This is a genomic window from Sphaerimonospora thailandensis (assembly GCF_016863115.1).
In the GTDB taxonomy this organism is placed as follows: domain Bacteria; phylum Actinomycetota; class Actinomycetes; order Streptosporangiales; family Streptosporangiaceae; genus Sphaerimonospora; species Sphaerimonospora cavernae.
In genome coordinates, this window is the sequence record NZ_BOOG01000046.1 from 1 (window position 1) to 25474 (window position 25474).

Annotated in this window: 32 protein-coding genes; 11 read left to right on the plus strand and 21 right to left on the minus strand. The window is 67.9% G+C overall.

Annotated features, from left to right (window positions below; genetic code table 11):
- A partial coding sequence (locus tag Mth01_RS21960; protein WP_204017806.1) for a chitosanase occupies nucleotides 1-348 on the plus strand: 348 nt, incomplete at its 5' end.
- A 119-nt stretch (nucleotides 349-467) separates the two neighbouring features.
- Entirely contained in the window at nucleotides 468-1022 is a 555-nt protein-coding gene (gene cyaB / locus Mth01_RS21965; RefSeq protein WP_204017807.1) for a class IV adenylate cyclase, read from the plus strand.
- On the opposite strand, the gene Mth01_RS21970 is transcribed toward cyaB, so the two are convergent.
- The 5 genes from Mth01_RS21970 to Mth01_RS21990 form a co-directional block, all read right to left on the minus strand.
- The gene (locus tag Mth01_RS21970; RefSeq protein WP_204017808.1) at nucleotides 1019-1822 is read right to left on the minus strand and encodes an endonuclease/exonuclease/phosphatase family protein; all 804 of its coding nucleotides are present in this window, start codon (nucleotides 1820-1822) and stop codon (nucleotides 1019-1021) included. The genes cyaB and Mth01_RS21970 overlap by 4 nt on opposite strands.
- Before the next feature lie 12 nt (nucleotides 1823-1834).
- Complete coding sequence (gene tmk / locus Mth01_RS21975) at nucleotides 1835-2428, minus strand: dTMP kinase (RefSeq protein ID WP_204017809.1); 594 nt, start codon at nucleotides 2426-2428, stop codon at nucleotides 1835-1837.
- Nucleotides 2429-2436: 8 nt separating this feature from the next.
- Entirely contained in the window at nucleotides 2437-3537 is a 1101-nt protein-coding gene (locus Mth01_RS21980; RefSeq protein WP_308440828.1) for a radical SAM protein, read from the minus strand.
- Between the two features lie 165 nt (nucleotides 3538-3702).
- Nucleotides 3703-4011 (minus strand): hypothetical protein, encoded by a 309-nt coding sequence (locus Mth01_RS21985; RefSeq protein ID WP_204017811.1) that lies wholly within the window; start codon nucleotides 4009-4011, stop codon nucleotides 3703-3705.
- A gap of 23 nt (nucleotides 4012-4034) precedes the next feature.
- Nucleotides 4035-4430, minus strand: a complete 396-nt coding sequence (locus Mth01_RS21990) for an ATP-binding protein (RefSeq protein ID WP_204017812.1) — start codon at nucleotides 4428-4430, stop codon at nucleotides 4035-4037.
- A 256-nt stretch (nucleotides 4431-4686) separates the two neighbouring features.
- Between Mth01_RS21990 and Mth01_RS21995 the strand changes: the two genes are divergently transcribed.
- Together Mth01_RS21995 and Mth01_RS22000 are read left to right on the plus strand one after the other, a co-directional pair.
- Nucleotides 4687-5514, plus strand: coding sequence for a helix-turn-helix domain-containing protein (locus tag Mth01_RS21995; protein WP_204017813.1), 828 nt, complete (start codon nucleotides 4687-4689; stop codon nucleotides 5512-5514).
- On the plus strand, nucleotides 5505-5708 hold the full coding sequence (locus Mth01_RS22000; RefSeq protein WP_204017814.1) for a DUF397 domain-containing protein: 204 nt from the start codon (nucleotides 5505-5507) through the stop codon (nucleotides 5706-5708). Before Mth01_RS21995 ends, Mth01_RS22000 begins: the two co-directional genes overlap by 10 nt.
- A gap of 118 nt (nucleotides 5709-5826) precedes the next feature.
- Here Mth01_RS22000 and Mth01_RS29880 read toward each other — a convergent pair whose 3' ends face one another.
- The 5 genes from Mth01_RS29880 to Mth01_RS22020 all read right to left on the minus strand — a co-directional run bounded on the left by Mth01_RS29880 (nucleotide 5827) and on the right by Mth01_RS22020 (nucleotide 9620).
- Nucleotides 5827-6147 (minus strand): biotin synthase BioB, encoded by a 321-nt coding sequence (locus tag Mth01_RS29880; RefSeq protein WP_308440830.1) that lies wholly within the window; start codon nucleotides 6145-6147, stop codon nucleotides 5827-5829.
- Entirely contained in the window at nucleotides 6054-6785 is a 732-nt protein-coding gene (locus tag Mth01_RS22005; RefSeq protein WP_239089893.1) for a biotin synthase BioB, read from the minus strand. Before Mth01_RS22005 ends, Mth01_RS29880 begins: the two co-directional genes overlap by 94 nt.
- A 44-nt stretch (nucleotides 6786-6829) precedes the next feature.
- On the minus strand, nucleotides 6830-7552 hold the full coding sequence (gene bioD, locus Mth01_RS22010; protein ID WP_204017815.1) for a dethiobiotin synthase: 723 nt from the start codon (nucleotides 7550-7552) through the stop codon (nucleotides 6830-6832).
- Nucleotides 7553-7680: 128 nt separating this feature from the next.
- Nucleotides 7681-8424: a GntR family transcriptional regulator gene (locus Mth01_RS22015; RefSeq protein ID WP_204017816.1), complete on the minus strand. Its 744-nt coding sequence runs from the start codon at nucleotides 8422-8424 to the stop codon at nucleotides 7681-7683.
- The gene (locus Mth01_RS22020; RefSeq protein ID WP_239089894.1) at nucleotides 8421-9620 is read right to left on the minus strand and encodes an 8-amino-7-oxononanoate synthase; all 1200 of its coding nucleotides are present in this window, start codon (nucleotides 9618-9620) and stop codon (nucleotides 8421-8423) included. The genes Mth01_RS22015 and Mth01_RS22020 overlap by 4 nt, the downstream gene beginning before the upstream one ends.
- A gap of 68 nt (nucleotides 9621-9688) precedes the next feature.
- Between Mth01_RS22020 and Mth01_RS22025 the strand changes: the two genes are divergently transcribed.
- On the plus strand, nucleotides 9689-11161 hold the full coding sequence (locus Mth01_RS22025; protein WP_204017818.1) for a sensor histidine kinase: 1473 nt from the start codon (nucleotides 9689-9691) through the stop codon (nucleotides 11159-11161).
- A gap of 233 nt (nucleotides 11162-11394) precedes the next feature.
- Here the strand turns inward: Mth01_RS22025 and Mth01_RS22030 are convergent, their stop codons facing one another.
- Complete coding sequence (locus Mth01_RS22030; RefSeq protein ID WP_204017819.1) at nucleotides 11395-11649, minus strand: WhiB family transcriptional regulator; 255 nt, start codon at nucleotides 11647-11649, stop codon at nucleotides 11395-11397.
- 283 nt (nucleotides 11650-11932) lie between these two features.
- Entirely contained in the window at nucleotides 11933-12925 is a 993-nt protein-coding gene (locus Mth01_RS22035; protein ID WP_204017820.1) for a diacylglycerol/lipid kinase family protein, read from the minus strand.
- Nucleotides 12926-13056: 131 nt separating this feature from the next.
- Between Mth01_RS22035 and Mth01_RS22040 the strand changes: the two genes are divergently transcribed.
- Nucleotides 13057-13464, plus strand: a complete 408-nt coding sequence (locus tag Mth01_RS22040; protein WP_239089895.1) for a hypothetical protein — start codon at nucleotides 13057-13059, stop codon at nucleotides 13462-13464.
- A 2-nt stretch (nucleotides 13465-13466) separates the two neighbouring features.
- On the opposite strand, the gene Mth01_RS22045 is transcribed toward Mth01_RS22040, so the two are convergent.
- The 3 genes from Mth01_RS22045 to sodN all read right to left on the minus strand — a co-directional run bounded on the left by Mth01_RS22045 (nucleotide 13467) and on the right by sodN (nucleotide 15405).
- Entirely contained in the window at nucleotides 13467-14246 is a 780-nt protein-coding gene (locus Mth01_RS22045) for an RNA polymerase sigma factor SigF (RefSeq protein ID WP_204017821.1), read from the minus strand.
- Between the two features lie 17 nt (nucleotides 14247-14263).
- Nucleotides 14264-14689 carry an ATP-binding protein gene (locus Mth01_RS22050; protein ID WP_204017822.1) on the minus strand — a complete coding sequence of 142 codons (426 nt, stop codon included), beginning with the start codon at nucleotides 14687-14689 and terminating at the stop codon, nucleotides 14264-14266.
- 314 nt (nucleotides 14690-15003) lie between these two features.
- Nucleotides 15004-15405 (minus strand): superoxide dismutase, Ni, encoded by a 402-nt coding sequence (gene sodN, locus Mth01_RS22055; protein ID WP_204017823.1) that lies wholly within the window; start codon nucleotides 15403-15405, stop codon nucleotides 15004-15006.
- Nucleotides 15406-15468: 63 nt separating this feature from the next.
- Between sodN and Mth01_RS22060 the strand changes: the two genes are divergently transcribed.
- The gene (locus tag Mth01_RS22060) at nucleotides 15469-15807 is read left to right on the plus strand and encodes a S24 family peptidase (RefSeq protein ID WP_239089896.1); all 339 of its coding nucleotides are present in this window, start codon (nucleotides 15469-15471) and stop codon (nucleotides 15805-15807) included.
- Here Mth01_RS22060 and Mth01_RS22065 read toward each other — a convergent pair.
- Nucleotides 15804-16331: a CGNR zinc finger domain-containing protein gene (locus Mth01_RS22065; protein ID WP_204017824.1), complete on the minus strand. Its 528-nt coding sequence runs from the start codon at nucleotides 16329-16331 to the stop codon at nucleotides 15804-15806. The two genes, Mth01_RS22060 and Mth01_RS22065, sit on opposite strands and share 4 nt — an antisense overlap.
- A 243-nt stretch (nucleotides 16332-16574) precedes the next feature.
- Between Mth01_RS22065 and Mth01_RS22070 the strand changes: the two genes are divergently transcribed.
- Nucleotides 16575-17759 (plus strand): NAD(P)-dependent malic enzyme, encoded by a 1185-nt coding sequence (locus Mth01_RS22070; RefSeq protein ID WP_239089897.1) that lies wholly within the window; start codon nucleotides 16575-16577, stop codon nucleotides 17757-17759.
- 166 nt (nucleotides 17760-17925) lie between these two features.
- Nucleotides 17926-19203, plus strand: coding sequence for a hypothetical protein (locus tag Mth01_RS22075; protein WP_204017826.1), 1278 nt, complete (start codon nucleotides 17926-17928; stop codon nucleotides 19201-19203).
- 8 nt (nucleotides 19204-19211) lie between these two features.
- Here the strand turns inward: Mth01_RS22075 and Mth01_RS22080 are convergent, their stop codons facing one another.
- Complete coding sequence (locus Mth01_RS22080; protein ID WP_407695968.1) at nucleotides 19212-20393, minus strand: trypsin-like serine peptidase; 1182 nt, start codon at nucleotides 20391-20393, stop codon at nucleotides 19212-19214.
- Between the two features lie 109 nt (nucleotides 20394-20502).
- Entirely contained in the window at nucleotides 20503-21636 is a 1134-nt protein-coding gene (locus tag Mth01_RS22085; protein ID WP_204017828.1) for a trypsin-like serine peptidase, read from the minus strand.
- A gap of 209 nt (nucleotides 21637-21845) precedes the next feature.
- On the opposite strand from Mth01_RS22085, the gene Mth01_RS22090 reads away from it, so the two are divergent.
- On the plus strand, nucleotides 21846-22385 hold the full coding sequence (locus Mth01_RS22090) for an SSI family serine proteinase inhibitor (RefSeq protein ID WP_204017829.1): 540 nt from the start codon (nucleotides 21846-21848) through the stop codon (nucleotides 22383-22385).
- 133 nt (nucleotides 22386-22518) lie between these two features.
- Nucleotides 22519-23481, plus strand: a complete 963-nt coding sequence (locus Mth01_RS22095) for a zinc-binding dehydrogenase (RefSeq protein ID WP_204017830.1) — start codon at nucleotides 22519-22521, stop codon at nucleotides 23479-23481.
- A gap of 49 nt (nucleotides 23482-23530) precedes the next feature.
- Here the strand turns inward: Mth01_RS22095 and Mth01_RS22100 are convergent, their stop codons facing one another.
- The 3 genes from Mth01_RS22100 to Mth01_RS22110 form a co-directional block, all read right to left on the minus strand.
- On the minus strand, nucleotides 23531-24301 hold the full coding sequence (locus Mth01_RS22100) for a PadR family transcriptional regulator (protein WP_204017831.1): 771 nt from the start codon (nucleotides 24299-24301) through the stop codon (nucleotides 23531-23533).
- Complete coding sequence (locus tag Mth01_RS22105; RefSeq protein WP_204017832.1) at nucleotides 24298-25119, minus strand: DUF4097 family beta strand repeat-containing protein; 822 nt, start codon at nucleotides 25117-25119, stop codon at nucleotides 24298-24300. The genes Mth01_RS22100 and Mth01_RS22105 overlap by 4 nt, the downstream gene beginning before the upstream one ends.
- A gap of 109 nt (nucleotides 25120-25228) precedes the next feature.
- Nucleotides 25229-25402: a DUF6104 family protein gene (locus Mth01_RS22110; protein ID WP_204017833.1), complete on the minus strand. Its 174-nt coding sequence runs from the start codon at nucleotides 25400-25402 to the stop codon at nucleotides 25229-25231.
- Nucleotides 25403-25474 lie beyond the last annotated feature (72 nt).

Here is a 25474-nt window from a genome sequence, read left to right on the forward strand (position 1 = left end):
TTCAATCCGGTGGTCGCGCGGGCCAAGAAGGACGGCCTACGGGCGCTCGGCCAGTTCATCTACTTCGACGCGATCATCATGCACGGCGACGGCGACGACCCCGAGAGCTTCGGCGCCATCCGGAAGAACGCGCTGAAGAAGGCCGAGCCTCCCGCCCGGGGCGGCGACGAGACCGCCTATCTGAACGCCTTCCTCGACGCGCGGAAGAAGGCCATGCGGGCCGAGGCGGCGCACGAGGACACCAGCCGGGTGGACACCGCCCAGCGGGTCTTCCTCAGGAACGGCAACCTCGACCTGGACCCGCCGCTGCGATGGAAGGTCTACGGTGACCCGTACCGGATCGACTGACACCTTCGGGTACGGCCCTGCCTGCGGCGAGAGCCGACCGTCTTTGCCGCTTCGGCCGACAGCGAGCCGAAGGACTCGATAGGCTCCCGACCGCTTCAGCGAATGCCAGGGAGGCTGTCGTGGCTCAGGGGACGCAAGAGGTTGAGGTTAAGTACCGCGTGGCCGACCTGGCGGCGCTGGAGGACGCGCTGGTCCAGCGCGGGGTGTCCCTGTCGGCCACGATACGGCAGGACGACCAAGCGTACGCCGAAGATGGCTGGAGCTATGGAAATAGCAAGATCGGGGTGGCGTTCGCACGTCTGCGTACCCAGCAGGGGCGGCATCTGTTCACGGTGAAGAAGCCGCTCGACAACGAGATGGCCTGCCTGGAGCACGAGACCGAGGTCGCCGACCGGGAGCAGATGCATCAGGCCGTCGTAGCGATGGGCTTCTACCCGACGGTCCGGATCGTGAAGACCCGGAGGACCGGGGTGCTGGGCGACATGTCGATCTGTATCGATGAGGTGGAGCACGCCGGGGTGTTCGTCGAGATCGAGCGGACAGTGCACGGCGGGGAGTCCGGCGCAGCCGTGCAGCAGGAGCTCGACGCCGTCGCGCGATCACTCGGCGTCGAACTGGAGCGTACGACCGACACCTACGACTCCCTCGTGCGTGCAGCCCTCGCCCCTGCCTAAAACAATGCGAGGGCATCCGGCCCGGATGGGGCGTCGCAGGGCAGCTTCGCCGCCTCCGCCTGCAGTCCCAGCCGGACTGCCGCGTGATCGGTCAGGCGGGTCTCGCGCGTCTCCTGAAGATAGGCGCAATCGCAGATGCGGTCGGCCAAGGCTGGGCCCACATGGAAGTAGTCATAGCAGTAGCCATCGCCGGTCCTGCCGATCCAGCTGTAGGCCTGAATGCCCGGCGAGCAGCGACGGTAGGCATCGAGGAAACCCCGGGCCTTGAGAGTTTCCAGCAAGCCGAACTCGAACGGGAGGAATCCCGAGTGGAGTGGCTGGTGATCGGCGGAGATCACATTGTAATCCCCGCCGATCACCAGGTGGTCGTGCTGCTCGGCGGGTAGTTCCTCCAACGCTTTGAGGAGGGAGCCGATGAAGGTTTCCTTGCGAGTGATCTTGTCTGCGCTGCGGTCTCGGCTAGGTACGTAGACAGCGAGGATCCACATCCGTGGACTCGTGTCTAGCGCCGCGAACGCGACCCGACCGGGGATACTCACCTCATCGAAGGGGTCGGGCTGAGTGTGAGCCAAAGGTATTCGGCTGACCAGCGCAGTCCCTCGCTCTCCGTCGATATCAGGTGTCTTGACCACGGCGTAGCCGACATTCCGGAACTGATCTAGCAGGTAGGACGTACCGGTCCCGGCGCTTGTTTCGGTGAGCAGGAACACATCTTCCGGTCGCCTGGCGAGCCATCGCAGCAGCAGCTCAGCACGCTCGCGTGAAGCGGCCCCGATGTTGACCGTCAGCGCTTGGACCACAGCCTTGTCACCTCATGCCCTCTCGATGTGCTCCAGATGGTGCAGGAGCGTCGTCACCACATCGTTTGGGTCGAGATCCTGGCAGTCGATCCGGGCCTGGTGCCAGCCGCGTTCTCTCAGGAAGTGGAACGCATCCTCGTAGAGGGCCAGCTCCTGCTGGGGTGAGCCGTCGTGTTCGAGACGCGACAGCCTCGGGCGATGGTTGAGCCGCCGCTGTAGAACCTCGTGAGTGTGGTGCAAGTAGAAAGATAGAGACGGCGGTGACACCTGCGCGTTGTATTGCCAGATCTCCTGGAGAGACAGGCCATCGAGGCGTTGCAGTACCAGCGAGGACTGCACATACCGGTCACTGATCACTACCTGCCCGGCATCCAGTGCCGGCTGGATCTCGTCGGTGATGTGCTTGTAGCGGTCCGCGGCCACCGCGAGGGCCAATGCTCGGCCTGACAGCGTGGATTCGCTGGCGCGGATCAGGCGCCCCAGCGGGGTATTCGACGGCTCACTGGTCACGTGGACGGACCGGCCGCGCTCGCGCAGCCGTTCGGCGAGGCGCGTGGCGGTGGTGGTCTTGCCGACACCGTTCGGGCCTTCCATGACGAGGAACAAGCCGCCGCTCATGACGGCCGGGGGGAGATCTGCAGCAGTGGCTTTTCAATGCGAGGGCACTGCTCCGTGTCGACTTCCCCGATCCGCTGGCCGTTCGAGATCAGCGCAGCGGGGCAGCCCTTGCCGCAGGTGCCGTTCATCGAGCAGCCGCTGCATGTTGGGTTCCCTCCCATGCTGAGCTTGGCACCCAAGTCGTAGCCGTCAAGGGTTTCGGCGATCTCCCCGTCAAGGATGTTTCCGACCAGGAAGTCGCTGTCAGGATACTGAGACTGTGGGGTACGGGCGGCGAACACGAGGTAGGGGCAGACGGCGGTGAGCCCGTCCGCGAAGACATAGATGAGTTTCCCGGCGTCGCAGCCCGCCAACGGTTTGGTGTCGTTAGGGAAGCGGATGTGCACGAGATCGATTCCGCGGTGACGGAACTGTTCGGTCACCTCGTAGATGGCGCGCATCTTGGTGGCGTCGGCGGCGAGTCGACCGCGGCTTTTCACGCCACGGCCGAAGGATGAGAGCGGGTTCATCAGGACGTATTCGGCATCGACCTCGACTGCGAATTCGCACAGTGCAGCGAACTCCTCGACGCCGGTGAGCGCGTTGGGGGTGGACAGCAACCCCTGGAGGATCCCCGCCTGGGCGAACGCGCGGGTCGTGGCCAACGTGGTGTGGAAGGAGGCGACGCTGCCCCGGAATTTCCCGTGGCTTTCGGGGCGGAACCCGTCGAAGCTCACGTTGATGTGCACGTTGCCGAGACGGGCGAGGTAGGAGATCTGCTCGTCACTGGTCTGCGTGGCGTTGGTGCAGATCCCGACCGGCAGTCCCATCTCTGCGAGGACGCGGCAAATCTCGAGGATGTCAGGGTGGACGAACGGCTCGCCGCCGGTAAGGGTCAGGCGTCGTACGCGGGCGCGCTGCAGTCGCGGGAACACCTTCTGCGTGAGGTCCTCCAGGCGCATGTGCTCGCCCCAGTCGCCGGAGGAGACGAAGCAGTGGGCGCAGTGGAGGTTGCAGCGTTCGGTGATCTGGATCAGCGCTTTGCGCTCGTTTCCGGTCACCGAGGTCCTGAAGTAGCAGGAGCTTGCATGGCTGTCGATGATGAGTGACCGCTTCACAGTCTGCCTCTCTTCGGGGGTTGCCGATCAGTTCCGGGATGGGGTTCTGGCCGGCTGATGGGGGATATCCACAGACGTGGCTGTCAATAATCCATTGATCCACAGCTGCCGGAGCGGCTGAAGTTACGTAAACGCTTGCCTTCTGTTGGAGGTGCAGTTTGCTTATTACCTCTGTCGTCTTGCGCGCTCATCTGTGTTGACGGATCTCGGGATGTGTCGGGTGAACTTCACTCCCATGGCCTTGACGAAGTCCTCGACCAGTTCCCTGGCGCGTCGTGCGACCTGCGCGTCGGCCGTCGCGCCGGTGAAGAACTCCCTGGTCACGTTGCCGTCGGCGTTGGGCAGGTAGCTCAGCAGCATGCGCTTGCCGGAGTCATAGATCTGGAGACCGAACGCCCGAACCTCGCCCACATAGCCGTACCTCAGTCCGAGTGGCCACTCCGGCTTCTCCCAAATGATGGTGAAGTCGTCCATTTCGCATCTCCTTTCGTTCGTGTTCATGCCGAAGCCAGTTCGAACCAGACCGCTCGTCCGGCATCGTCCTCGTACACTCCCCAGGCAGAGGCGATCTGGCCGACCAGCCACAGGCCACGGCCCCGGTCGCTGTCCTCAGCGGCACGCAGCATCCGCGGTGCTTGCTTCTTCGAGCCCTGGTCGATCACCTTGACTTGGAGCGCTCCGGGGCGGTGGGAGATGACCACGGTGATCCGCCCATCGGGGCGCGACCCCGAGTCCGAGTGGCGAACCGAGTTCGTCACCAACTCGCTGACCAGCAACAGCGCGTCGTCCACCCGCGTGTGGTCCGCCGCTTCCAGAAGCTTCCGGACGTAGAGCCGCGCCTGCGGAACCGACGATTCCTCGCCAGGCAGGTCGACATGCCCCAGCAGGATCACGTCAGATGGCGTCCGACCGACTTCTGTCCTGATCATCCAGACTCGCTTCGTTGTGGTCTAGGTGAATCCGATTCATGCGCTTTCAATTGGCGGCTGCGGATGGTTGTACGGCCAGGGTGCCGGAAAGTACCGAGACCGCGAAGACGAATTGGCACGCCACAGTAGTCCAAATGATGACGGTTTTCGGTCTAACCTGGACTTGTCTCGGATTGATGGTTAGATTGAATTGGAGAGCTTCCAACTCCCCCGAGGAAAAATGAACGAGGACTCACTTCCCGACTCAGGTTCTCCCCGTGTTCGCTTCGGGGCCGAGCTGCGCCGGCTACGCGAAGTCGCGCAGTTATCTCAGGCCGCCGTGGCATCTCGTCTCGGCTGCACTCAGACCCAGGTAAGCCGCTTGGAGCTTGCCAAGCGAACCCCGTCAAGGTCTGACGCCGAGAAGCTGGATCAGATATTTGGGATGACCGATAGGGGGTACTTTGCAGGGCTATATCGGCGTATTGTCTCTCGCTCGGGCGGGCCTGGCTGGTTCATGGGCTGGGTTGACGAGATCGAGCCAGCCGCCCTGGTTCTCCGGTCCTGGGATCCCCTTCTGATCCCAGGACTGTTGCAAACCGAGTCATATGCCCAACACATCTTCAGCCGAGAGCCTTGGATTACTCCCGAGGAGGTGGATGCGCGGGTTCAGGCTCGCATGCAGCGTCGGCAGATCCTTGACAGTGATAGTCCCCCTATGCTCTTGGTCCTGATGGACGCGGGAGTGCTGCGGCGACGAGTGGGTGGGCCGGAGGCGATGAGGGAGCAACTTGATTTCCTCCTCGAGGTGGGATCGCGTCCTGCCGTCTCCATCCAGGTCGTCGATCCGGAGTGCCTACCCGGGTTGGCGGGCGCATTCATGATCGCCGAACTTCCGAACGGGGAACCCGATACCGTGCATGTGGACTCTCCGGCAGAAGGCCAGGTCACGACAGACCATGAGATCGTGACCTCCATACGAAAGCGCTATGAAGCGATACGGCTATGGGCCTATCCTGAGCATGTATCGCTCAGAATGATCGAGGAAGTGAAGCACGAATGGACCTGAGCGCCGCCGTATGGCGCAAGTCGACGCGATCCTCAGGAAACGGCGGGCAGTGCGTGGAGGTTGCCTCCAACCTTCCGGGTGTGATCGCCGTACGTGACAGCAAGAACCCTGATGGTCCCAAGCTGCTCTTCGCCCCTGGAGAGTGGCGCGCCTTCATTGGGGAGATCAAGGACGGGCAGTTCGATCTGACCTGATCACCACGGTCGGCGGCGCCGCTGCTGTCCATCGCTACCTGAAACGCCCGGATCACCGTGATGATCCGGGCGCTTTTGGGTAGTCGGGCTAGCTTGTCTGTGGGGGCTGCTCCTCGGCTCAGAGGGTGTCCGAGAGGGCCTTGATGGGCATCTTGAGGTCGACCAGGAGGCTGAGGTCCTCCTCGGGGGTACGGCCCAGCGTGGTCAGGTAGTTGCCGACGATGATGGCGTTGATGCCGCCGAGCATGCCGTCACGCATGCCGAGGTCGCCCAGCGTCAGCTCGCGGCCACCGGCGTACCGCAGGATGGTGCGCGGCAGCGCGAGCCGGAACGTCGCGATCGTCTTCAACGCCTCGGTCCCCTCCAGCAGTGGCTGGTCGGCGAACGGCGTGCCCGGCCGGGGGTTGAGGAAGTTGAGCGGGACCTCGTCGGAGGCCAGCTCGCCGAGTTGCGCGGCGAACTCGGCCCGCTACTCCAGCGTCTCGCCCATGCCGATGATGCCGCCGCAGCACAGCGCTCCTCCCAGGTGTGGGTGGTCACGACCTTCGCAAAATGCGACCGCGCGGTCTCCAGGTTGTGGTTGTAGCGGTGCACGCCCATCTCGGCCAGTTCGTCCACCTGGGCCTGGGTGAGTATGCCGAGCGAGCAGGCGATGTTGATGTCGACGGCTTCGCGGATCGCCTTGACGCCCTCGCGAACCTGGTCCATGAGCCGCCGGTCGGGTCCCCGTACGGCCGCGACGATGCAGAACTCCGTCGCCCCCGTCTGAGCGGTCTCCACCGCGGCCTGGACCAGGGAAGGGATGTCCAGCCACGCGGCGCGCACCGGGGAGGTGAACTGGCCGGACTGTGAGTAGAAGTGGCAGTCCTCCGGGCAGCCGCCGGTCTTGAGTGAGACGATGCCCTCGACCTCGACCTCCGGGCCGCACCACTTCATCAGGACCTCGTGGGCCAGGGCGAGCAGATCGGGCAGCCGGTCGTCGGGCAGGGTCAGGCAGGCCAGGGCCTGGGCGGCGTCGAGGCCCCTGCCCTCCTCCAGCACCTGGACGCGGGCGATCTCCAGAATGTCGTCGTTCACTGCGCCCATTTCGTGGTCGCTGGGGCTCAAGCGGGCTCGTGGGGTCATGCGGAAAGCTTGAGGGTGGTGCGGAAGGTGGCGGCGTCGAACACTCCGCCCAGTGTCGGGGCGAGCCCCGCCCGTGCCGCGCGCCGGAACTCGGCCTGGTCGAGGGCGCCCGCACCCTCGGGCAGCACCCCGGCGAGCGGCCGGGCCGCGAGCATCTCCAGGTCGGCGACGTTGCACCGCTCAGCCAGTCCCGGCTCGGCCGGCCACGAGCCGATCACCACGCCGGCCAGTTCGAGGCCTCGGCCGGCCATCGCCTCCAGCGTCAGCGCGGTGTGGTTGAGCGTGCCGAGCCCGGCCCGGGTCACCACCAGTACCGGCGCCCCCAGCTCATGCGCCAGGCCGGCGATCGTGCTCCCCTCCTCGTCGAAACGGACGAGGAGGCCGCCCGCCCCCTCCACGATGACCAGCCGGTGCGACTCGGCCTGCTCCCGGACGAGTGTGGCCACCGAGGCGAGTGAGACCGGCGGCAGGCCCGACACGCGGGCGGCGGCGGCGGGCGACAGCGGGTCGGGATATCTGGCCGGTTCGAACGTCGTTCTCGCCCCCGACAGCCGGATCACCTCGTCCAGGTCTCCCGGCTCGTCGGCCGCCACCCCGGTCTGCGCCGGTTTGACCACGGAGACCGTCACGCCGCGTCCAAGGGCCATCGCGGCCAGCGCCGCCGTGACCACGGTCTTCCCGACACCGGTGTCCGTGCCTGTGACAACGATAATGCTCATTCACCGCAGCGTACGGCGTGGCGGCGGCCCGGCGGCGCAGGGCATGAGCGCCGGACGCGGCCGTGTCGCCGGGGCGGCGGTCGGCGCCGCCCCGGCGACAGCCGTACGACTCAGTGTGACGGGGGTCGTCAGGCGGCTCCGCCTGAGGGTCGCCGCAGGCGGGTGACGAACTTGTAGCGGTCTCCGCGGTAGAGCGACTGGGCGTACTCCACCGGGTTGCCCTCGGCGTCGAACGCGTGCCGGGTCAGCAGCAGCATCGGCAGCCCGACGTCGACCCCGAGGACCTGCGCGTCGTACGGCGTGGCGAGGACGGTCTCGATGACCTCCTCCGCGTCGGTCAACTGCACGTTGTAGGCGTTGTGCAGCGTCTCGTAGAGCGACGGATGGGCCTCCAGCTCCCGCCGCAGGCGGGGGAAGCGCCGGGCGGACAGGTGGGTGGTGTCGATCGACATCGGCTCGCCGTTGGCCAGCCGGAGGCGGTGTATGCGCAGGACGCGCCCGCCCGGGTTGATCGCCAGCCGCTGGCCGAGCGTCTCGTCCGCGGTGATGTAGCTGATGTCCAGGATCTTGGTGTCGGGTTCCAGGCCGACCATGCGCAGGTCACCCGTGTACGAGGTGAGCTGCAGCACCTGGGCCACCTTGGGCTGGGCGACGAACGTGCCCTTGCCCTGGATCCGCAGCAGCCTGCCCTCCACCACGAGCTCCGAGAGCGCCTGGCGGACCGTGGTCCGCGAGGTCTCGAAGCTCACCGCGAGCGCCCGCTCCGGGGGGAGCGCGCTGCCGGGAGGCAGGGTCTTCGTGAGCTCCAGCAGGCTCCGCTTGACGTCGTAGTACTTCGGAACCCGGGGAGATTCCTCGCTGCGCTCCGTCACGTATCCACCTTCAAATCGGCCACAGCGGTGAGCGCACCCCTGACCACCGCGAGATCATCCGACCCCAGATCGGCCCTCGCGGTCAACCTCAAACATGACCGTCCCTGGGGAACCGATGGCGGCCGGAAGCATCCGACGCGCACGCCGTGTTCGGCGCACACGGCGGCGGCGGTCACCGCCTGCTGTGGCGGGCCTAGCACGACCGGCACCACGGCCGCAGCCGGGTTCGGCTCCAGGCCCGGGGACAGGCCCAGCTCGCGGACCATCGCGGCCAGGGCACGCGCGTTGGCCCTCGCGCGTCCGGACAGGTCGTCGGCGGAGTCTTCAGGGACGCCGTCGAGGATGCCGAGCGCGGCCAGCGCCGCCCCCACACCGGCGGGGGCGAGTCCGGTGTCGAAGATGAACGAGCGGCCCGTGTCGATCAGCGTGTCGATCACCTCGGGTGCGCCGAGCACGGCGCCGCCCTGCGATCCCAGCGACTTCGACAGCGTGACAGTTCTCACTATGTCGGGACTGTCGGCCAGTCCCGCCTGGTGAATGGCGCCGCGCCCGCGCTCGCCCACCACGCCGAGCGCGTGGGCCTCGTCGACCACGAGCAGCGCGCCGTGCCGTACGGCTGCCGCGTGCAGTTCGCGTAGCGGCGCGAGATCGCCGTCGACGGAGAACACGGCGTCGGTGACGACGAGGGCGTGCTCCTCATGGCGGTCGGCCAGGACCTTCTCGACCGCCTCGGCGTCCCCGTGCGGGGTGACGGCCACCCGGGCGCGTGACAGCCGGCAGGCGTCGACGATCGAGGCGTGGTTGCCGGAGTCGGAGACGATCAGGCTGCCGCCCCCGCCCCCGCCTTCGCCCAGGGCCGAGGCCAGGCCGACGGCGGCCAGGTTGGCGAGGTAGCCGGAGGAGAAGACCAGGGCCCGGGCCGCGCCGGTGAACGCGGCCAGGCGCTCCTCCAGCTCGGCGTGCAGCCGCGTCGTCCCGGTCACCAGGCGGGAACCGGTGGAGCCGGTGCCCCACTCCCGGGTGGCGCGGACGGCGGCCTCAATGAGCCGCTCGTCCCGCGACAGCCCGAGATAGTCGTTGGAGGCCAGATCGAGCAGGCCGTCATGGTCGGGCGTGCGGGGGCGCAGGACGCGCCGCAGCCCGGCCGCCTCCCGCTGGGCGGTGGCCGCGAGGAGTCTGTCGAGTGGCCGTTTCATGGAGTGCATCTTGCCAGGTGGTGGCCGCCGATTCGCCTCCGGGCCGGATCCCGACGCATCATGCGAGGGTGCCAACTCTCAGCGACCTGGTGTCCCGGCATACCGCGCTCGACTCCGCGGATGTCGACTGGATCCATTCCCTGGTGTCGGACTGGCAACTCCTGGCCGACCTGTCCTTCGCGGACCTCATCCTGTGGGTCCCCCACCGGACCGGAACGGGCTGGGTGGCGGTGGCCCAGATGCGGCCCACCACCGGCCCGACCGTCTACCACGACGACGTCGTCGACGTCGTCGTGGCGAAGGGGGAGCGGCCGCTGATCGACATCGCGTGGGACGAACAGCGCATCTGCCGCGAGGGCGATCCCGACTGGTCCAGCGGTGTGCCGGTCCGGGAGGAGACGATCCCGGTACGGCGAGGCGGCGACGGCCCCCTCATCGGGGTCATCCAACGCTCCACCAACCTGTCGTCGGCGCGTACGCCGTCCCGCCTGGAGTTGACCTACCTGCAGAGCGCGTCAGATCTGGCGCAGATGGTGGCCGAGGGCAGGTTCCCGTTCGCCGGCGAGCAGCCGATCCTCGTCAGGTCTCCGCGGGTCGGTGACGGCCTGCTCCGGTTGGACAAGGGGGGCAGGGTGACCTACGCCTCCCCGAACGCGCTGTCGGCCTACCGCCGTCTCGGCCTGCACGCCGACCTGGTGGGCGCCGACCTCGGCAGGACCACGGCCGCGCTGTGCTTTTCCGACGAGCCGATCAACGAGGATCTGATGCTGGTCGCGAGCGGCCGGGCGCCCCGTGAGATCGAGGTGGAGAACGGCGGGACCGTGGTGCACCTCAGGGCCATCCCGTTAATCGTCGGGGGCGGCAGGATCGGGGCGCTGGCGCTCATCCGCGACGTGACCGAACTGCGCCGCCGCGAGCGCGAACTGTTGACCAAGGATGCGACCATCCGTGAGATTCATCACCGGGTCAAGAACAACCTGCAGACCGTCGCGGCCCTGCTCCGGCTTCAGGCGCGCAGGTTGAGCAACCCCGAGGGGCGGGAGGCGCTGAACGAGGCCGTCCGGCGCGTCGGCTCCATCGCGATAGTGCACGAGATCCTGGCGCAGATGCCCGAGGAGATGGTCGAGTTCGACGACATCGCCGATCGGGTGATCGCCATGACGGCAGAGGTTTCGCTGGCCCACGTCATGCCCAGGCGCGTCGGCGGGTTCGGTGTGCTGCCGGCCGCTGTGGCGACGCCGATCGCCATGGTCCTCACCGAACTGCTGCAGAACGCCGTGGAGCATGGCTTCTCGCACAGTTCGGGCAATTCGGGGAACGTGGCGGTGATCGTGACGCGCGAGGCGGACCAACTGGAGGTCGTGGTGGCCGACGACGGGCAGGGTCTGCCGCCGGACTTCGACCTGGAGACCACGGGGAGCCTGGGACTGCAGATCGTCCGCACGCTGGTCGAGGCCGAGCTGTCGGGCCGCCTGGGCATCGGCCGGAGGGCGGACGGGGGTACGGAGGTCAGCCTCAGCATTCCCATGCCGCCAGGATGACCGCGTCGTCCGGGCCGGCCGCTCTTCTGTAACGCTCTTCTGGAGGCGGCTTTTCTGGAACCGGCTTTCGGAAAACGCCGGGCTCTCTCCGAATTCCGGGGCCGTTTCAGTCAGTAAGCGCCCGGAAAAATCGCATTCTCACGTGGTGACCTGTTCGGGCCCGGAGTGAATACTCGGGCCCGAGGGGTCCGTGAGGCCGTGAGTCGCGCTGAGGCCGTCGCCATTCAGCGGAGTCAGACGCCCGCGCGGGCGCGCGCGCGAGCCGCACGGCGCTTGAGCGCGCGACGCTCGTCCTCGCTGAGTCCGCCCCAGACCCCGGCGTCCTGACCGGATTCCAGAGCCCACTTCAGGCACGAGTCGATGACCGGGCAGCTACGGCATACCTGCTTGGCCTCTTCGATCTGCATGAGCGCCGGACCGGTGTTCCCGATGGGGAAGAACAGCTCGGGGTCCACGTCACGGCAGGCAGCTCGGTGGCGCCAGTCCATGCGTTCCACTCCTTCGTCAAGCGGGGCCTTGCCGACCTCCGCTGGTCAACTTTGTGAAGTATTTCACTATCTATTGCGAACATTTGCCCGATCCAGGGTTCGGGCCGGGCATGTCCGCGTGATCGCCGGTGACCAATGCGGAGGCGGTGGTCTCCGCAAAGGTCCTACGTTCCGACGTCGTAGTTCAGCTTTTCAGTCGCACCAACACCACACAAGAGGTTCGGGGCAAGGTTTTGCCCGTCATAGCTGTCGGATGCGTCACATTGTGACAATCCGTCACGGTTTAGACCAGAACTTGTAATGCATCCGGGATAGAACGGAAGATCACCCATTCGTGTTCTCCCAGGTAGTCCCCGTCCAGTTGGAAGGCCACCGGCCGCGCGGCCAACAAGGTGAACTCGGCCTCGTCGTGAAACTGGACGAGGTGTTTACCCGCCGGTAATGCATGCCGTTCCCCGACGATTTGGCGGACGAGCGCCGCCATGGTCGGCAGGTTGAGCTTCCGGAGTCCCAGCAGATCGAGACCCGTCTCGAACGTGGCCAGCGGCGTGGGGTTGATCGGACGTGGTCCCGCGTAGGTCCAGGGTGTGGTGTTCGACACGATGGCGAGGAAGATCTCCTCCTCGTCCGGCCGGTTCGGACGCCGCAACCGGAGGGCGGGACGTCGGCGGTCCGTCACGAAGAAGTGGCGCACCGCTGTATTCACGTAGAGGGCGGGCAGGGCGCGCTGGCCCGTGCTCCGCAGCCCCTCCACGGCCCTGACGACCTCGGCGTCGTACCCAAGCCCCGCGCAAAATGTGAAATATCGAGACCGACGATGGCCTGGGCCCCCATCTGCCCCGGGATCGGGGCCCGAAACCTCGTCATGCCAGATGGCCTGGCCCAGCCCGATCGTCCGGCGCCGGCCGTCGCGCAGCGCCTCCAGCACGGCACCGGTGGCCTCGACCGGGTTGTTCGGCAGGCCCAGCGCCCGGGCGAACACGTTGGCGCTGCCCCCCGGGATGATCATCAGGGTCGGCCGCTCGCTCGCGCGCCGGTCGGGTTGCGCGCCGAGCAGCCCGTTGACCGTCTCGTTCATCGTGCCGTCGCCCCCCAGGACGGCCACCGCCTCGAATCCCCGGGCATGCGCCGTCCCGGCGAGCTCCATGGCATGGCCCCGGTACGCGGTCTCCTCAACGGACAGATCCACGGCCGCGCCAAGCGCCCGGATCAGCACGTCGCGGGTGCGTTCGTGCGTCGTTGTCGCCTTTGGATTGACGAGGAGGAGTGTCCGCATGTCCTGAAGGTTAACGAACGCTTTACCGCGGACGCCTGCGACACCACGGACGAATGAGCGTGGCGGACCAGGCGCCGCCGCCGCACGCATCGGTGCCGGGGCGCGGGTACTTACGGGTAGGGTTGGGCGGTGTGATCAGCCGTTCCGCCGACCGCCCCGTCACGGTGACCGTGGCCGCCGCTGTCCTGGCCGCCCAGGGCCTGCTCGTGCTGACCCTCGGCGGGTACGTCGCCGTCGAGACGCTGATCGGCAAGCCCACCGACACGATCACCAGCCTCGCGGTCGCCGGTTTCGGCCTGCTCGCCGGCGCCGGGCTGCTCTGGGTCGCCTACGGTCTGTGGCGGGTGCTGCGCTGGAGCAGGGGGCCGGCCGTCGTGACACAGATCTTCGCGCTGCCGGTGGCCGTCACGCTGATCCAGTCGGGACAGTACGGCTACGGCGTCCCGCTCGTGGCGGCGGCGGCCGTCGCTCTGGTCGCAGTGCTCGCGCCGACGTCGACGCGAGCACTGATGGGCGAGGACGGCCGCCCCGGCACCTGAGCTCAGTCCTCAGCGGTGAGGCCCTCGCGGAGCTGGGCGAGGGTCCGGGCCAGCAGCCGGGACACGTGCATCTGCGAGATCCCCAGCTCATTGGCGATCTGCGACTGGGTCATGTTTCCGAAGAAGCGCAGCAGCAGGATCCGTTTCTCGCGCGGCGGGAGCCGTTCCAGCAGCGGCTTGAGCGACTCGCGGTACTCGACGCCCTCCAGCGACTCGTCCACGATGCCCAGCGAGTCGGACACGGCCGGCGCGTCGTCGTCCCCGGAGTCGGGGGCGTCAAGGGAGACCGTCGAGTAGGCGTTCGCCGACTCCAGACCCTCCAGCACCTCCTCCTCGCTCATCTGCAGGTGCGCGGCGAGCTCGGCCACCGTGGGCGCCCGGCTCTCCCGCTGCGACAGCTCGCTTATCGCCTTGGTCAGCGAGAGCTTGAGCTCCTGCAGGCGGCGTGGTACGCGCACCGCCCAGCCCTTGTCGCGGAAATGCCGCTTGATCTCCCCGACGATGGTCGGGGTCGCGTACGTGGAGAACTCCACGCCCCTGGCCAGATCGAACCGGTCGATCGACTTGATCAGCCCGATCGTGGCGACCTGCGTGAGGTCGTCGAGCCACTCGCCGCGGTTGCGGAAGCGCCGCGCGAGGTATTCGACCAGCGGCAGATGGAGCTCGACGAGCTCGTCGCGGATGCGCTGGCGCCTCGGGTCGTCCGCGGGCAGCTCCGAGAGCTCCGCGAAGAGCGTGCGCGCGCGGACGCGGTCGGGCACGGCCGAGTCGCCGGAGGCCATGGCACTCGTCCTTTCCATCACGCCGGCCTCGCTGTGCCTCGGCGCTTGCGCAGGACGATCGCCATGTGGTCGGCGTGGTCTGACAGGGCGTCCACGTCGTCGGCGAGGGCCGTGAGGACCATCCAGGCGAAGTCCTCCCGGTTGGGGGAGCTGACCCCCACCGTGTTCACCTCGACCCGGACCGTCATCTCCTGACCGGTGAGCTCGAACTCCGCCAGAAGGTCGGTGCCGGGCACGGCGTGCCGGAGAAGCATGGCGCATGCCTCGTCGACGGCGATGCGAAGATCCTCGATCTGGTCGAGGGTGAAGTCGAGCCGTGCCGCGAGCCCGGCCGTAGCCGTACGCAGCACGGAGAGATAGGCGCTCACTGCGGGCAGCCGGACGGTGACGGCGTCGCGAATCCCGGTCAGATCCACCGCAGGCGTCTCGGTTTCCTCGGTCACGTTCCTCCTCGCCCCTTCGCCGCCGTCCCGGAGACCGACCTTCGCGGTCGGCTCTCAGCGGGCGGCTCTTTCGCAGTCGGCGCTTCGCAGTCGGCCCCATCGCAAACGGCTCAGTGCCCTGACTGCAACCTACCGCCACTCGCCTCCTGCTGCTCCGCTCCCCGGCCCTGATTATGGTGATCCTTGGCAGTAAGCGCCGGTAAATTCCCTGCTAGATCACCTTTCCGATTGGCCGCCGCGAAAATGAGCGGGCCCCGCCCGATCCGGTGACTGTGGAACCGGAAGATCGTGCGGGGCCGGAAGAACGCATAGCCTCAGGCGGCCTTGGTCTCCCAGAAGATCTTGCCGATCTCGTCGATCTTGGCGAGCAGCTCGTCCGCCTGGGCGGCGTCCACGGCGCCCTTGGCCCCGGCCGCGCCGGCGAGCTTGGTAGCGTCCCAGAAGAGCTGGTGGAGCTGAGGGTACTGCTCCAGGTGCGGGGGCTTGAAGTAGTCGGTCCACAGCACCCACAGGTGGTGCTTGACCAGCTCGGCCCGCTGTTCCTTGATGATGAGGGCGCGCGTGCGGAAGACCGGGTCGTCGTTCTCGGCGTACTTCTTCATGATCGCCTTAACCGACTCGGCCTCGATGCGGGCCTGCGCCGGGTCGTAGACCCCGCACGGCAGGTCGCAGTGGGCGGATACTTCGCGCTTGGGTCGCAGCAGTCGTGCGAGCATCGCAATCCTTCCTTAGGCATGCTGGTGACAGCACTGTCCAAGACCGACCTTACTCGTCCGGAAATGCTTGCGCTGAGGGGGATGATGCTGACCGCGGTGCGTGTCGCCGGGGACTCGATGCTGCCCGTCCTGCGGCCCGGAGACCTGCTTCTCGTCCGGCCCGGCGCGCCGATCAGGCCCGGCGACCTGGTGGTCGCCAGACGGCCGCACGGGCTGATCGTGAAACGGGCGTTCCAACTCACCGGGGAAGGGTGGTGGCTGGAGAGCGACAACCAGTCCGCGCCCGGCCGCCGGGACAGCTGGGACTTCGGCGCCGTTCCGGAATCCGACGTCCTGGGCAGAGTCGTCCTGCGCTACTGGCCCCGGCCGACCCGGCGTTTCCCGCCGAGCCCGCAGTTCTAGCCGCCGCGTTTACGGGCGCGGTAGGCGGCCACGTTGGCGCGGCTGGCGCAGCGCTCCGAGCAGTATCGGCGGGACCGGTTCGACGAGGTGTCGAGGTAGGCGTTGCGACAGGGGGAGGCCTGGCAGATGCCGAGGCGGTCGACGCCGAGGCCGGTGACCACGCTCGCCAGGCCCATGACGGATCCCACCGCCAGCGCATCGGCCACCCGCCCGCCCTCGGTCAGGTGCATGTGCCAGCGCTGGCCGTCGTGGCCAGAAATCTGAGGATGCACGGGATGTCGGACCAAGAGACCGTTGAGCCGCTCGACGACGTCGTCCTCGTCACCCTCGGCCGCGGCCTGGAAGACCCCGGCGAGTTCCTCGCGTAGCTCCCGCAGTGCGTCGAGATCCCGCCGGGTGACCCGGGCGGCCGACTCCCTGCGGCCCGTCTCATCGAGCAGTTCGCGCAACTCGGTGAGACCTCTGAGCTCGTCGCCCCTGTTGACCAGCAGGACGGCCAGCTCGGCATATGACGTCAAGTCCACTGGGACGCCTAAGTGCGTAAGAGATCAATTGTAAGCCGAGTATTACACGCGGCGCGTCCCAGGGGAACACCTGCCTCCAGACGAGTGAGCCGGCATGTGGCACAATCAGGGAACGGGTGACCCCCGTACCCCCTCATGAGACGCCCGTCCACGACGACGGCCTCGGGCGGCTACCGAAGCCTGGGCTCTTCGTTACATGCGGCGTCTACCGAAGGAAATCGTCCTTATGACACTGGGGTCGCTGTGACCGTTACACCTGTTTCTCTCGACTCTCTCGATCTGGACCCCGCCTTCGCCCTGCACCGCGGTGGCAAGCTGGAGGTCCGTTCCACCATTCCGGTCCGGGACGCGGACGATCTGTCGCTCGCCTACACGCCGGGGGTCGCCCGTGTGTGCACCGCGATCTCCGACGCGCCTGATCTGGTCAACGACTACACCTGGGTGTCGAACGTGGTCGCCGTGGTGTCCGACGGCACCGCCGTTCTCGGCCTCGGCGATATCGGCCCGGCCGCCGCCATGCCCGTCATGGAGGGCAAGGCGCTGCTCTTCAAGGAGTTCGGCAACGTCGACTCCGTGCCGATCTGTCTCGATTGCACCGACACCGAGGCGATCGTCGAGACCGTGGTCCGGCTCGCGCCCTCGTTCGGGGGCATCAACCTCGAGGACATCAGTGCACCGCGCTGCTTCGAGATCGAGAACCGGCTGCGCGAGCTGCTCGACATTCCCGTCTTCCACGACGATCAGCACGGCACGGCCATCGTGGTCCTCGCCGCGCTGCAGAACGCCGCGCGCCTGACCGGGCGCTCGCTCGGGGAGCTTCGCGCGGTCGTGGCCGGCGCCGGCGCCTCCGGCGTGGCCGTCTCCCGCATCCTGATCGGGGCGGGCATCGGCGACATCGCGGTCTCCGACTCCAAGGGCATCATCTATGCCGGGCGTGAGGGACTGAACCCGGTCAAGGCGGCGCTGGCCCGCGACAGCAACAAGCTCGGCCTCACCGGATCGACCGAGCAGGCGCTCGCCGGTGCGGACGTGTTCATCGGTCTGTCCGGGTCGACGGTGTCGGAGGAGGCCATCGCCTCCATGGCACCGGACTCGATCGTGTTCGCGTTGTCCAACCCGACGCCCGAGGTGGAGCCGGACGTGGCGGCCAGGTACGCCCGGGTGGTGGCCACCGGGCGCTCCGACCATCCGAACCAGATCAACAACGTGCTGGCCTTCCCCGGGATCTTCCGCGGGGCGCTCGACGTCCGGGCCACGGCGATCACCGAGAACATGAAGCTGGCCGCGGCCACCGCCTTGGCCGAGGTGGTCGGCGACGATCTCTCGGAGGCGTACGTGATCCCCTCACCGTTCGACGCGAGGGTCGCCCCCGCGGTGACCGCCGCCGTGGCACGGCAGGCCCGCGAGGACGGCGTCGCACGCAAGTAATCGTTGCGATCCGGGTAACCGGGGCCGGTGGGCGCACTTCCGCTCACCGGCCCCGCGCGTTTTCACGGCCGCGAAGATTTGGGAATCCCTTTAGGGGTTCACGGTCCGTGCTATAAAGAAAGCTCTCCGTTACCTATCGGCTATGTCTGTCCTGGTGAGGAGAGTCATGCGACGCGCCCCCGACTCGCCGTTCCAACGGCATCTCGCCGATGCCGCGCCGTCCCGTACCGGCCGGATGCCCGGCCTGCTGGCCGGGATCTTCTCGCTCAGGCCCGTGCGGTGGCGGGAGCCCGCAGAGGATTCCGGCACGCCGTGCGGAGCAGTGCCTCTCGGCCTCGGGCAGGAGTTCCCCCACTCATGGGAGAAGGGCGTGGCGAGCGTGACAGCACTGTGGCAGGCCGACGTCGAGCGGCGCAGGTTCCTCATCGACTCCACCTTCGTGCTGGGAGCGGGATCCGTGGGGGTCGGAGGCTGGCTGAGGAATCCCGCCCCCGACCGGCTCTCCGCCGACGGTCCGCGGCGCGTCGGGGTCTCCGACGTCGCCTCGATCCGGGAGGTCACACGTTCGTTCGGCGAGTTGGACAACCGGTTCGGCGGCGGCAGCATTCGCGGGCCGGTCGTGCGATATCTGCACACGGCGGTGACCCCGCTGCTGCGTGACGGGTCGTACGGCGAGGCGACCGGGCGTGCGCTGGCGACGGCGGCGGCCGAGCTGACCCGGCTCGCCGGATGGATGGCCTACGACCTGGAGCAGCACGGCCTCGCCCAGCGCTACCTGATCCAGGCGCTCGGGCTGGCCCGTAGCGCGGGTGATCACGGCCTCGCCGGCGAGATCCTCGCCGGGATGAGCCACCAGGCGATCTACATAGGGCAGCCACGCCACGGTCTCGAGCTGGCCGGGGCGGCGGTGGTGGCGGCCGAACGCTCCGGGGTGTTCTCCCTGCTGTCGGAGGCCCGGGTGCTGGAGGCGCACGCGTTCGCCCGGCTCGGCGACGGCACGGCGTGCGCCGCGTCCCTGCACGCGGCCGAGACCGCCTTCGACCGGCGCTCGCCCCGGGACGAGCCGAAGTGGATCGGCTACTTCGATGAGGCGTACCTCGCGGCCAAGTCCGCCCACTGCCTGCGCGATCTGGGTGACGGGGCCAGAGCCGTACGGCATGCCAGGCGGTCGCTGGTGATGGACGGGCGGTACGTGCGCGGCAAGATGTTCAACTTCTCCCTGCTGGCCTCGGCCCTCATCCAGCAGGGCGAGTTGGAGGAGGCGTGCGACGCCGCCACCTCCGCCCTGGACCTGGCCGAGGGCATTCAGTCGGTCAGGACCCGGTCGTACGTCGCGGACCTGCGCGGCAGGCTCAAGCCGTACGCGGCGCAGCCGCGAGTGTCGGCGCTGCTCGAACGCTGCGGCCGACCCGCGGAGAACTGCTCGCCGGTCGGCGCGGCGTGATTCAGGGGCTACGTCCTGTTACCTGATTCTGCCCGGAATCTGCGGGCGGAGTCGTAGACCGTGTAAAGCTCCCCGTCGAAATATGGGGACACGGCCGTCGCCGTACGGCCGGTTCCGGAGAAGCCGATGGTGAGGCCGTTGAGATAGCCGAGGCCGCGAGGGCTCCGGTAGGCGGCGAGCCAGGGGGAGCCGACGGCGTCCGTACGGGTCGGCCGCACGCCGATCAGGCCCGCCGCCTTGATGGCGGGATCCGCCGCCGCGAACGGCCTGCCGTACGAGGAGACGAGGGAGTCGCTTCGCCTGGCGTGACCGATGATGAGGAGAGGCCTGCCGATCCGGAGGTTGTAGGCGAGACCCTGCCCACCGACCCGATCACCGAGGCGCCCGGTGTCCGTGAAGCCCAACCCGTTCCCGGGCCAGGGCTCCGACCGCTCTCCGGCGTCGGCGCGGCGCGGCGCGAGCCCGTCGGTCACGCTGACGAACGCGTAGTCGCGGTCCGCGTCCCCGTAGGTGGCGAAGTCGCGGTGGGTGAAGGCCTGCCGGCCGATGTAGATGCCCCACGGCGCCCTGCCGCGGTGATATCCCGGGATGAACACCCAGTTGCGCAGCGTGGTGGCCGAGCCGGGCCGGATGTCGTAGACGCAGTGCCCCGCCGTCGCGACCAGATCGCCGTGATCGGAGCGGACGGACGTGGCCGAGCACCAGTGTGGCCGGCCGTCCGCTCCAATGAAGAACGCCTTGCCGATGGTCCTGGGCAGGTTGATGTTCTTGGAAGTGCCGCTCCGCGTACCGCTCCCGGCTTCGGTGGCGCGCGATCGGTCGCTCTTCGGCTCGGTGCGCGCGGCGGCGGCGGCGTCCTTCGCCTTCCCGGCCGCAGCGGCCGCCACCAGGCCCGGCTTCACATCAGGGCCGGGGCCGTCGAGCAGGGCACGCCTCGCGGTGATCCCGGTTTCTGGGGCGTACGGCGTCGCGGACAGGAGGGCGCGGCCACCGTGCTTCAACCAGAACGCGGCGACCGGGGCGGCCTGCGACGAAGTGGCGAGGGCGTGGCTCAGGGCGATGTCGTAGCCCTCCGCCCTGATGACCGGCGTGGGGGTCTGGAGAGGGACAGCCTGGGCTCGAACGGGGATCGGCACGCCCGCGGCGAGTATCAACACCGCCGCCACCACACCCCATGAGGGGAGGGGCATGCCCTTCACTGGAACTCCTCGCGCTGCGGCGCGCTTTCGGCACCGCATTCGTAAATATGTGGACGCAGAGGAAAACATACAGCGGGCAGACCGCGCATCGGAAACGAAGTCAGCCGGTGAACTCGCGGGTCGCCTGCGCGTACACGCGCTGGGTGAGCGTGCTGAAATAGGGCGCGGAGATGGCGTCGAGTCGGCCGCCGCCGGTCAGGTTCCAGGTCAGGCTGGTGACGCCGACGAGATGGCCGGTCCGCTTGACGCTGTTGTAACCGATCACCCAGGGGCCGCCGCTCGCCCCGGAGGTGAAGCCGCAGCCGGGCAGCCGTACCCCATGATCGAGTTGCCAGGTCGGCGCGCTTACGAGCTTCTTCTCGGTGGTGCCGGCACACCTCCTGACGACCTGTCCCGTGAACGGCCGGGTGCCGTCGGGCTGAGCGCCGGCGGGATAACCGAACACTGTCAGCCGTTGCCCGGCCGACTTGCCGGTGGAGAAGCGGAACGCGCCCACCTTGTCCTCGACCCGGCCCGTGTCCACCGGCCGGTACTTCACCTTGCCCGCCTCGGTGTAGGGCTGCCAGGTGAAGCCGCGATGGACGGTGACGAAGGCGTAGTCACGATCGAAGTCGCCCTTGCCCGCGAAGTCCTCGTGCATGTAGAGCGTGTGACCCACGAAGATCCCGGCGTCGGCCCTGCCGTCCTGATAGGACGGGATGAAGATCCAGTTCTCGACCGGCCTGTCCTGTGCCAGGGCGTACGCGCAGTGACCGGCGGTCGCCACCAGGTTGCGGTACTTCGAGTGCACCACGGAAGCCGAGCACCAGTACTCCTTGGCCCCGACCTTGAAGAACACCTTGCCGACCATGGGCGGGGCGGTGGCGGCCAGACGGTTTTCCGGCAGGGGCGTGACCGTCCTCTGCGCATGCGTTCGGCTCAGCTCGGCGGCGGAGGTCGTCGCCTTGCGTGTGGCCGCCGGTGCGGACGGCTTGGTGCTCGGTTCGTAGCTGCTCGCCTGCTTGAGCCGTTCTGGGCTCCAGTACGCCGCGACCCGTTCCATGTCGGCTTTCGCCGGTGCCAGGGGATATGAGCTGACCCCGTTCTGGACGAAGGCGGTGTTCTGGAGGGCGGCGGCGCTCACCTGAAGGGGTGGTGCGGCCGCGGGGACGGGCTCCGCCTGACTCGCGAGCACGGCGATCACACCCGCGGCGGCGAAGGCGCCACCGATGGCGAGTGTGAGATGCCTGGCCACTGTGACCTTCCAGTGTGGTGTTATGGATACTAAGGGGTGATTTTTCCAGATCCATACGGTTGCGGCACAGCTTTGTGGCCGCCTCGTTATGAAATCGGTGGAACCAAAGGGATCAGTGGTACGTCAGATTTGGCCATGGTCCGGGGTGGGCGCTTGATCGTGCCCGCCCGTCCCGGAAGGCTGACCATCAGCCGAAACGGGGGGATCCAATGAAGCCACTCCTTGCTCTACTGGCCGGTACGGCCTTCGCCGCCGGCATCGTCACACCCGCGCAGGCGGACGAGGGGCCGCCCGCACCCGCACCCGCATCCGCACCCATGCCATCCATCGCACGGACGCCCGTCGGCGTTTCCGAGTCCCGCACCGTCTCAGCTCCCGGGCCGATGACCCTGATCGGCCGGCCGGGCGCCAAGGGCGGGCAGAACCTCGGCGACGTCCGGATGATGCTCGTGACGGCCACCTCGGGAGGCGTATCCGAGTCCGACCTCCCCGACCAGTACGCCTTCCTGAACTGTCGGCCGGTGGGTGGTTCCCACCCGGGCGCGAAGGACGCGTGTGCGGCCCTGGCCAAGGTCAAGGGTGACCCTGCCAGCCTCCGGCCGGTTAAGGGGACGAACTGCCCCATGGTGTACAGCCCGGTCACGGTCACCGCCAATGGGATCTGGGACGGGAAGTACTTCTGGTACCGCCGCACGTACGGGAACAAGTGCGAGATGCGGTCTGTCGAGGGGGGCGTCTTCGCCATTTGACCCCACTGCCCGTATGAGGGGCGTAAAACCGATCGCGAGGGGGCACGATGGTTTCGTCCATCGAGCCCCCTCGTTCTGCTCGGCACGGCAGGGCTCAAAGATCGACTGAGGGGGTGCCGAGTAGGGTGCGGCTATGTTCGCCGTTACCGCCACGCAGATCGATCCCGACAACCCGCTGAAGGGGCTGACCCTCGGTGAGCACCCCGAGCCGACGGCCCCAGACGGTTGGACGACGGTCACCGTACGGGCCGCCGCGCTGAACCACCACGATCTCTGGACCCTGAAGGGCGTCGGGATCAGCCAGGACCGGCTGCCCATCGTCCTCGGTTGTGACGCCGCCGGCGTGGACGAGAACGGCAACGACGTCATCGTCCACTCGGTGATCGGCACGCCCGTGAACGGAGACGAGACACTCGACCCCAAGCGCTCCCTGCTCTCCGAGGTGTACGACGGCACGTTCGCCGAGAAGGTCGCCGTCCCGAAGCGCAACCTGGTGCCGAAGCCTGAGGCGATCTCCTTCGAGGAGGCCGCCTGCCTGCCCACCGCCTGGCTGACCGCCTTCCGGATGCTGTTCGACAAGGCCGGGCTGGAGCCGGGGTCGACCGTGCTCATCCAGGGCGCGGGTGGCGGCGTGGCCACCGCCTTGATCATACTCGGCCGCGCCGCCGGCTACCGCATGTGGGCGACCAGCCGGTCTGAGGAGAAGCGGGCCCGTGCCCTCGAACTCGGCGCCGACCGCGTCTTCGAGTCCGGGGCGCGGCTGCCGGAGCGGGTCGACGCCGTGATGGAGACGGTCGGCGAGGCCACCTGGCAGCACTCGCTGGCCTCGCTGCGCGCCGGCGGCCGGATCGTCGTCAGCGGCGCGACCAGCGGGATGGTCGCCCCGACGCAGCTCGCGCAGGTGTTCTTCCTGCAGAAGTCCGTGGTCGGGTCCACAATGGGCACCCGGGATCAGCTCGCCAGGCTGGCGGTCTTCCTCGAGCAGACCGGGGTGCGCCCACTGATCGATCGGGTGCTGCCGCTCACCCATGCGGAGGACGGCTTCGCCGCGATGCACCGCGGCGCCCTGTTCGGCAAGATCGTGTTCACCGTCTAATCGTCGTCTCCCCATCCCGTGATCTTGTGATTATGGGCTTTCCACTGGATCAGCTGGGTCCCAGAGTGTCGCGGATGCGCCGGGTGGCCTCGTCGAGCGCGGCCCGGCACTCCGCCAGGGCCGACTCGGTCAGTTGCCCGTCGTCGGCGACTCGCCGTACCTCGCCGACGAACTCGGCCAGCAGGCGTCCGAGCTCGGCGTCGGGGCCGGGGGTGCCCGGCCTGCCGATCCACGACCGGCTCTCTTCCCAGATGCGGCGCCACTCGCGCTGCCAGCGCTCGGCCTCCTCGCGCAGGTGGTTCTTGTGACGGCGCCACTCCTCCTTCTGCCGCCGCAGTTCCTCCTTCGCCTGCTCGTTCTGGCGCTTCCACTCCTCCCGGTTGGCCCGCCAGGCGTCACGCCCGCTCCGGTCGGCGTCGTGTTCGGCGTTCCTGCCGATGTCGCGGGCCATCTGGGTCAGCTCTTCCCGCAGCGAACGCACGGTCTGCCGTACGTCCTCCTTGACCTCCCGCGCGATGTCCTGCACCGAGGCGGTGATCTCCCGCTCCAACTCGGCCAACTCGTCCATCCGGTTGAGCAACTCGGCCCGCCCCTTGTCGGTGATCGTGAAGACCTTCTTGCCGTCCACGACCTCGTGGGTGACCAGACCCTCCTCCTCCAGCCTCGCCAGCCGGGGATAGATGGTGCCGGGGGAGGGGGAGTACACGCCGAGAAATCGGTCCCGCAGCAGCCGGATCACCTCGTAGCCGTGCCGCGGACTCTCCTCCAGTAGCTTCAGCAGGTACAGCCGGAGCCGTCCGTGCCCGAACACCGGGCTCATGCCATCTCCTCTTCCGCGTCCGCTTCCGCGGTCTCCTTGCTCAGCAGCGTGACGGCGCCGGACACCGTGCTCGCCGAGACGTACGCCATGCCGCCGCCGAGCCGCCCGGCGAGCGACTTCGATCCCGGGTGACCACCGTCGAGCCCGGGGAAGGCCGACTTCAGCCGGCCCGAGGCGGAACGCAGGGTGACATCGGCGTCGACCGACTGCGGCAGCCGTACGACAATGGCACCGCTGACGCTGTTCAGCGTGACATTGCCGGTCGGTGTCAGCCGCAGATCCGCCGTGATCCGGCCGGAGACGGTCTTGGCGTTGAGCCTGCGCGGTGCCCCGCCGGCGATGGTGAGCTCTCCCGACACGCTGGTGAAATCCATGTCGCCCGCCAGACCCCGGCTCTCCACCGCTCCGGAGACCGTCTCGGCGTGGACCTCGCCGCTCACCCCGTCGAGCACGATCTCACCGGAGGCGCTCTTGACGTTCGCGCGGCTTTCGAAGCCCGCCACCACGGCCGAGGCGGAGATCACCCCCACCTGCACCGGGCAGTCTTTCGGCACCGTCAGCGTGAGGGTCGTGGACTGCGACCCCGGTTTCAGCCAGTCGAGGATGCCGTCCCAGGTCAGATCCCGGTACGCCACGGTGAGCCGGCCGTCATCGTCCTGGGTCACTATCAGCGGTGATTTCTGGATATCGGTCACCTCCAGTGTGGGCGGCCCGTCGCTGGCCAGTACGGCCAGACGACCGGCCACGATCCGCACACTCAGACTGGTGACCGTGTCGAAGGTCAGTTGTCCGGGCTCCTGGACAGTCCATTGAGGCATTGCTCGACCCTTCCCATGCGAGGAACAGCACTCTCACAAGACACGATATATCGCGTCTCCCCAAAGTCAAGATGTATCGCGTTTGAGGAAGGGCGAGTCGGAGGGGGTGCTACTCGTCTTCGTCGAGACGGGCCAGCCAGGTGGCCAGCCGATCCACGGGGGTCTCGAACTCCGGGTTGAGGTCGACGAACTCCCGCAGCCGCTCGGCCAGCCAGACCATGCTGACCTCCTCCTCGCCGCGCCGGTCGGTGAGCTCCTCGATGCCCCTGTCGGTGAAGTACATGTCCTCTTTTCTCCAGTCAGCGGAAACCGCGCCTGCTCGAAATGTTCCTGTCCATGGGGAAGTCCCCCGCGA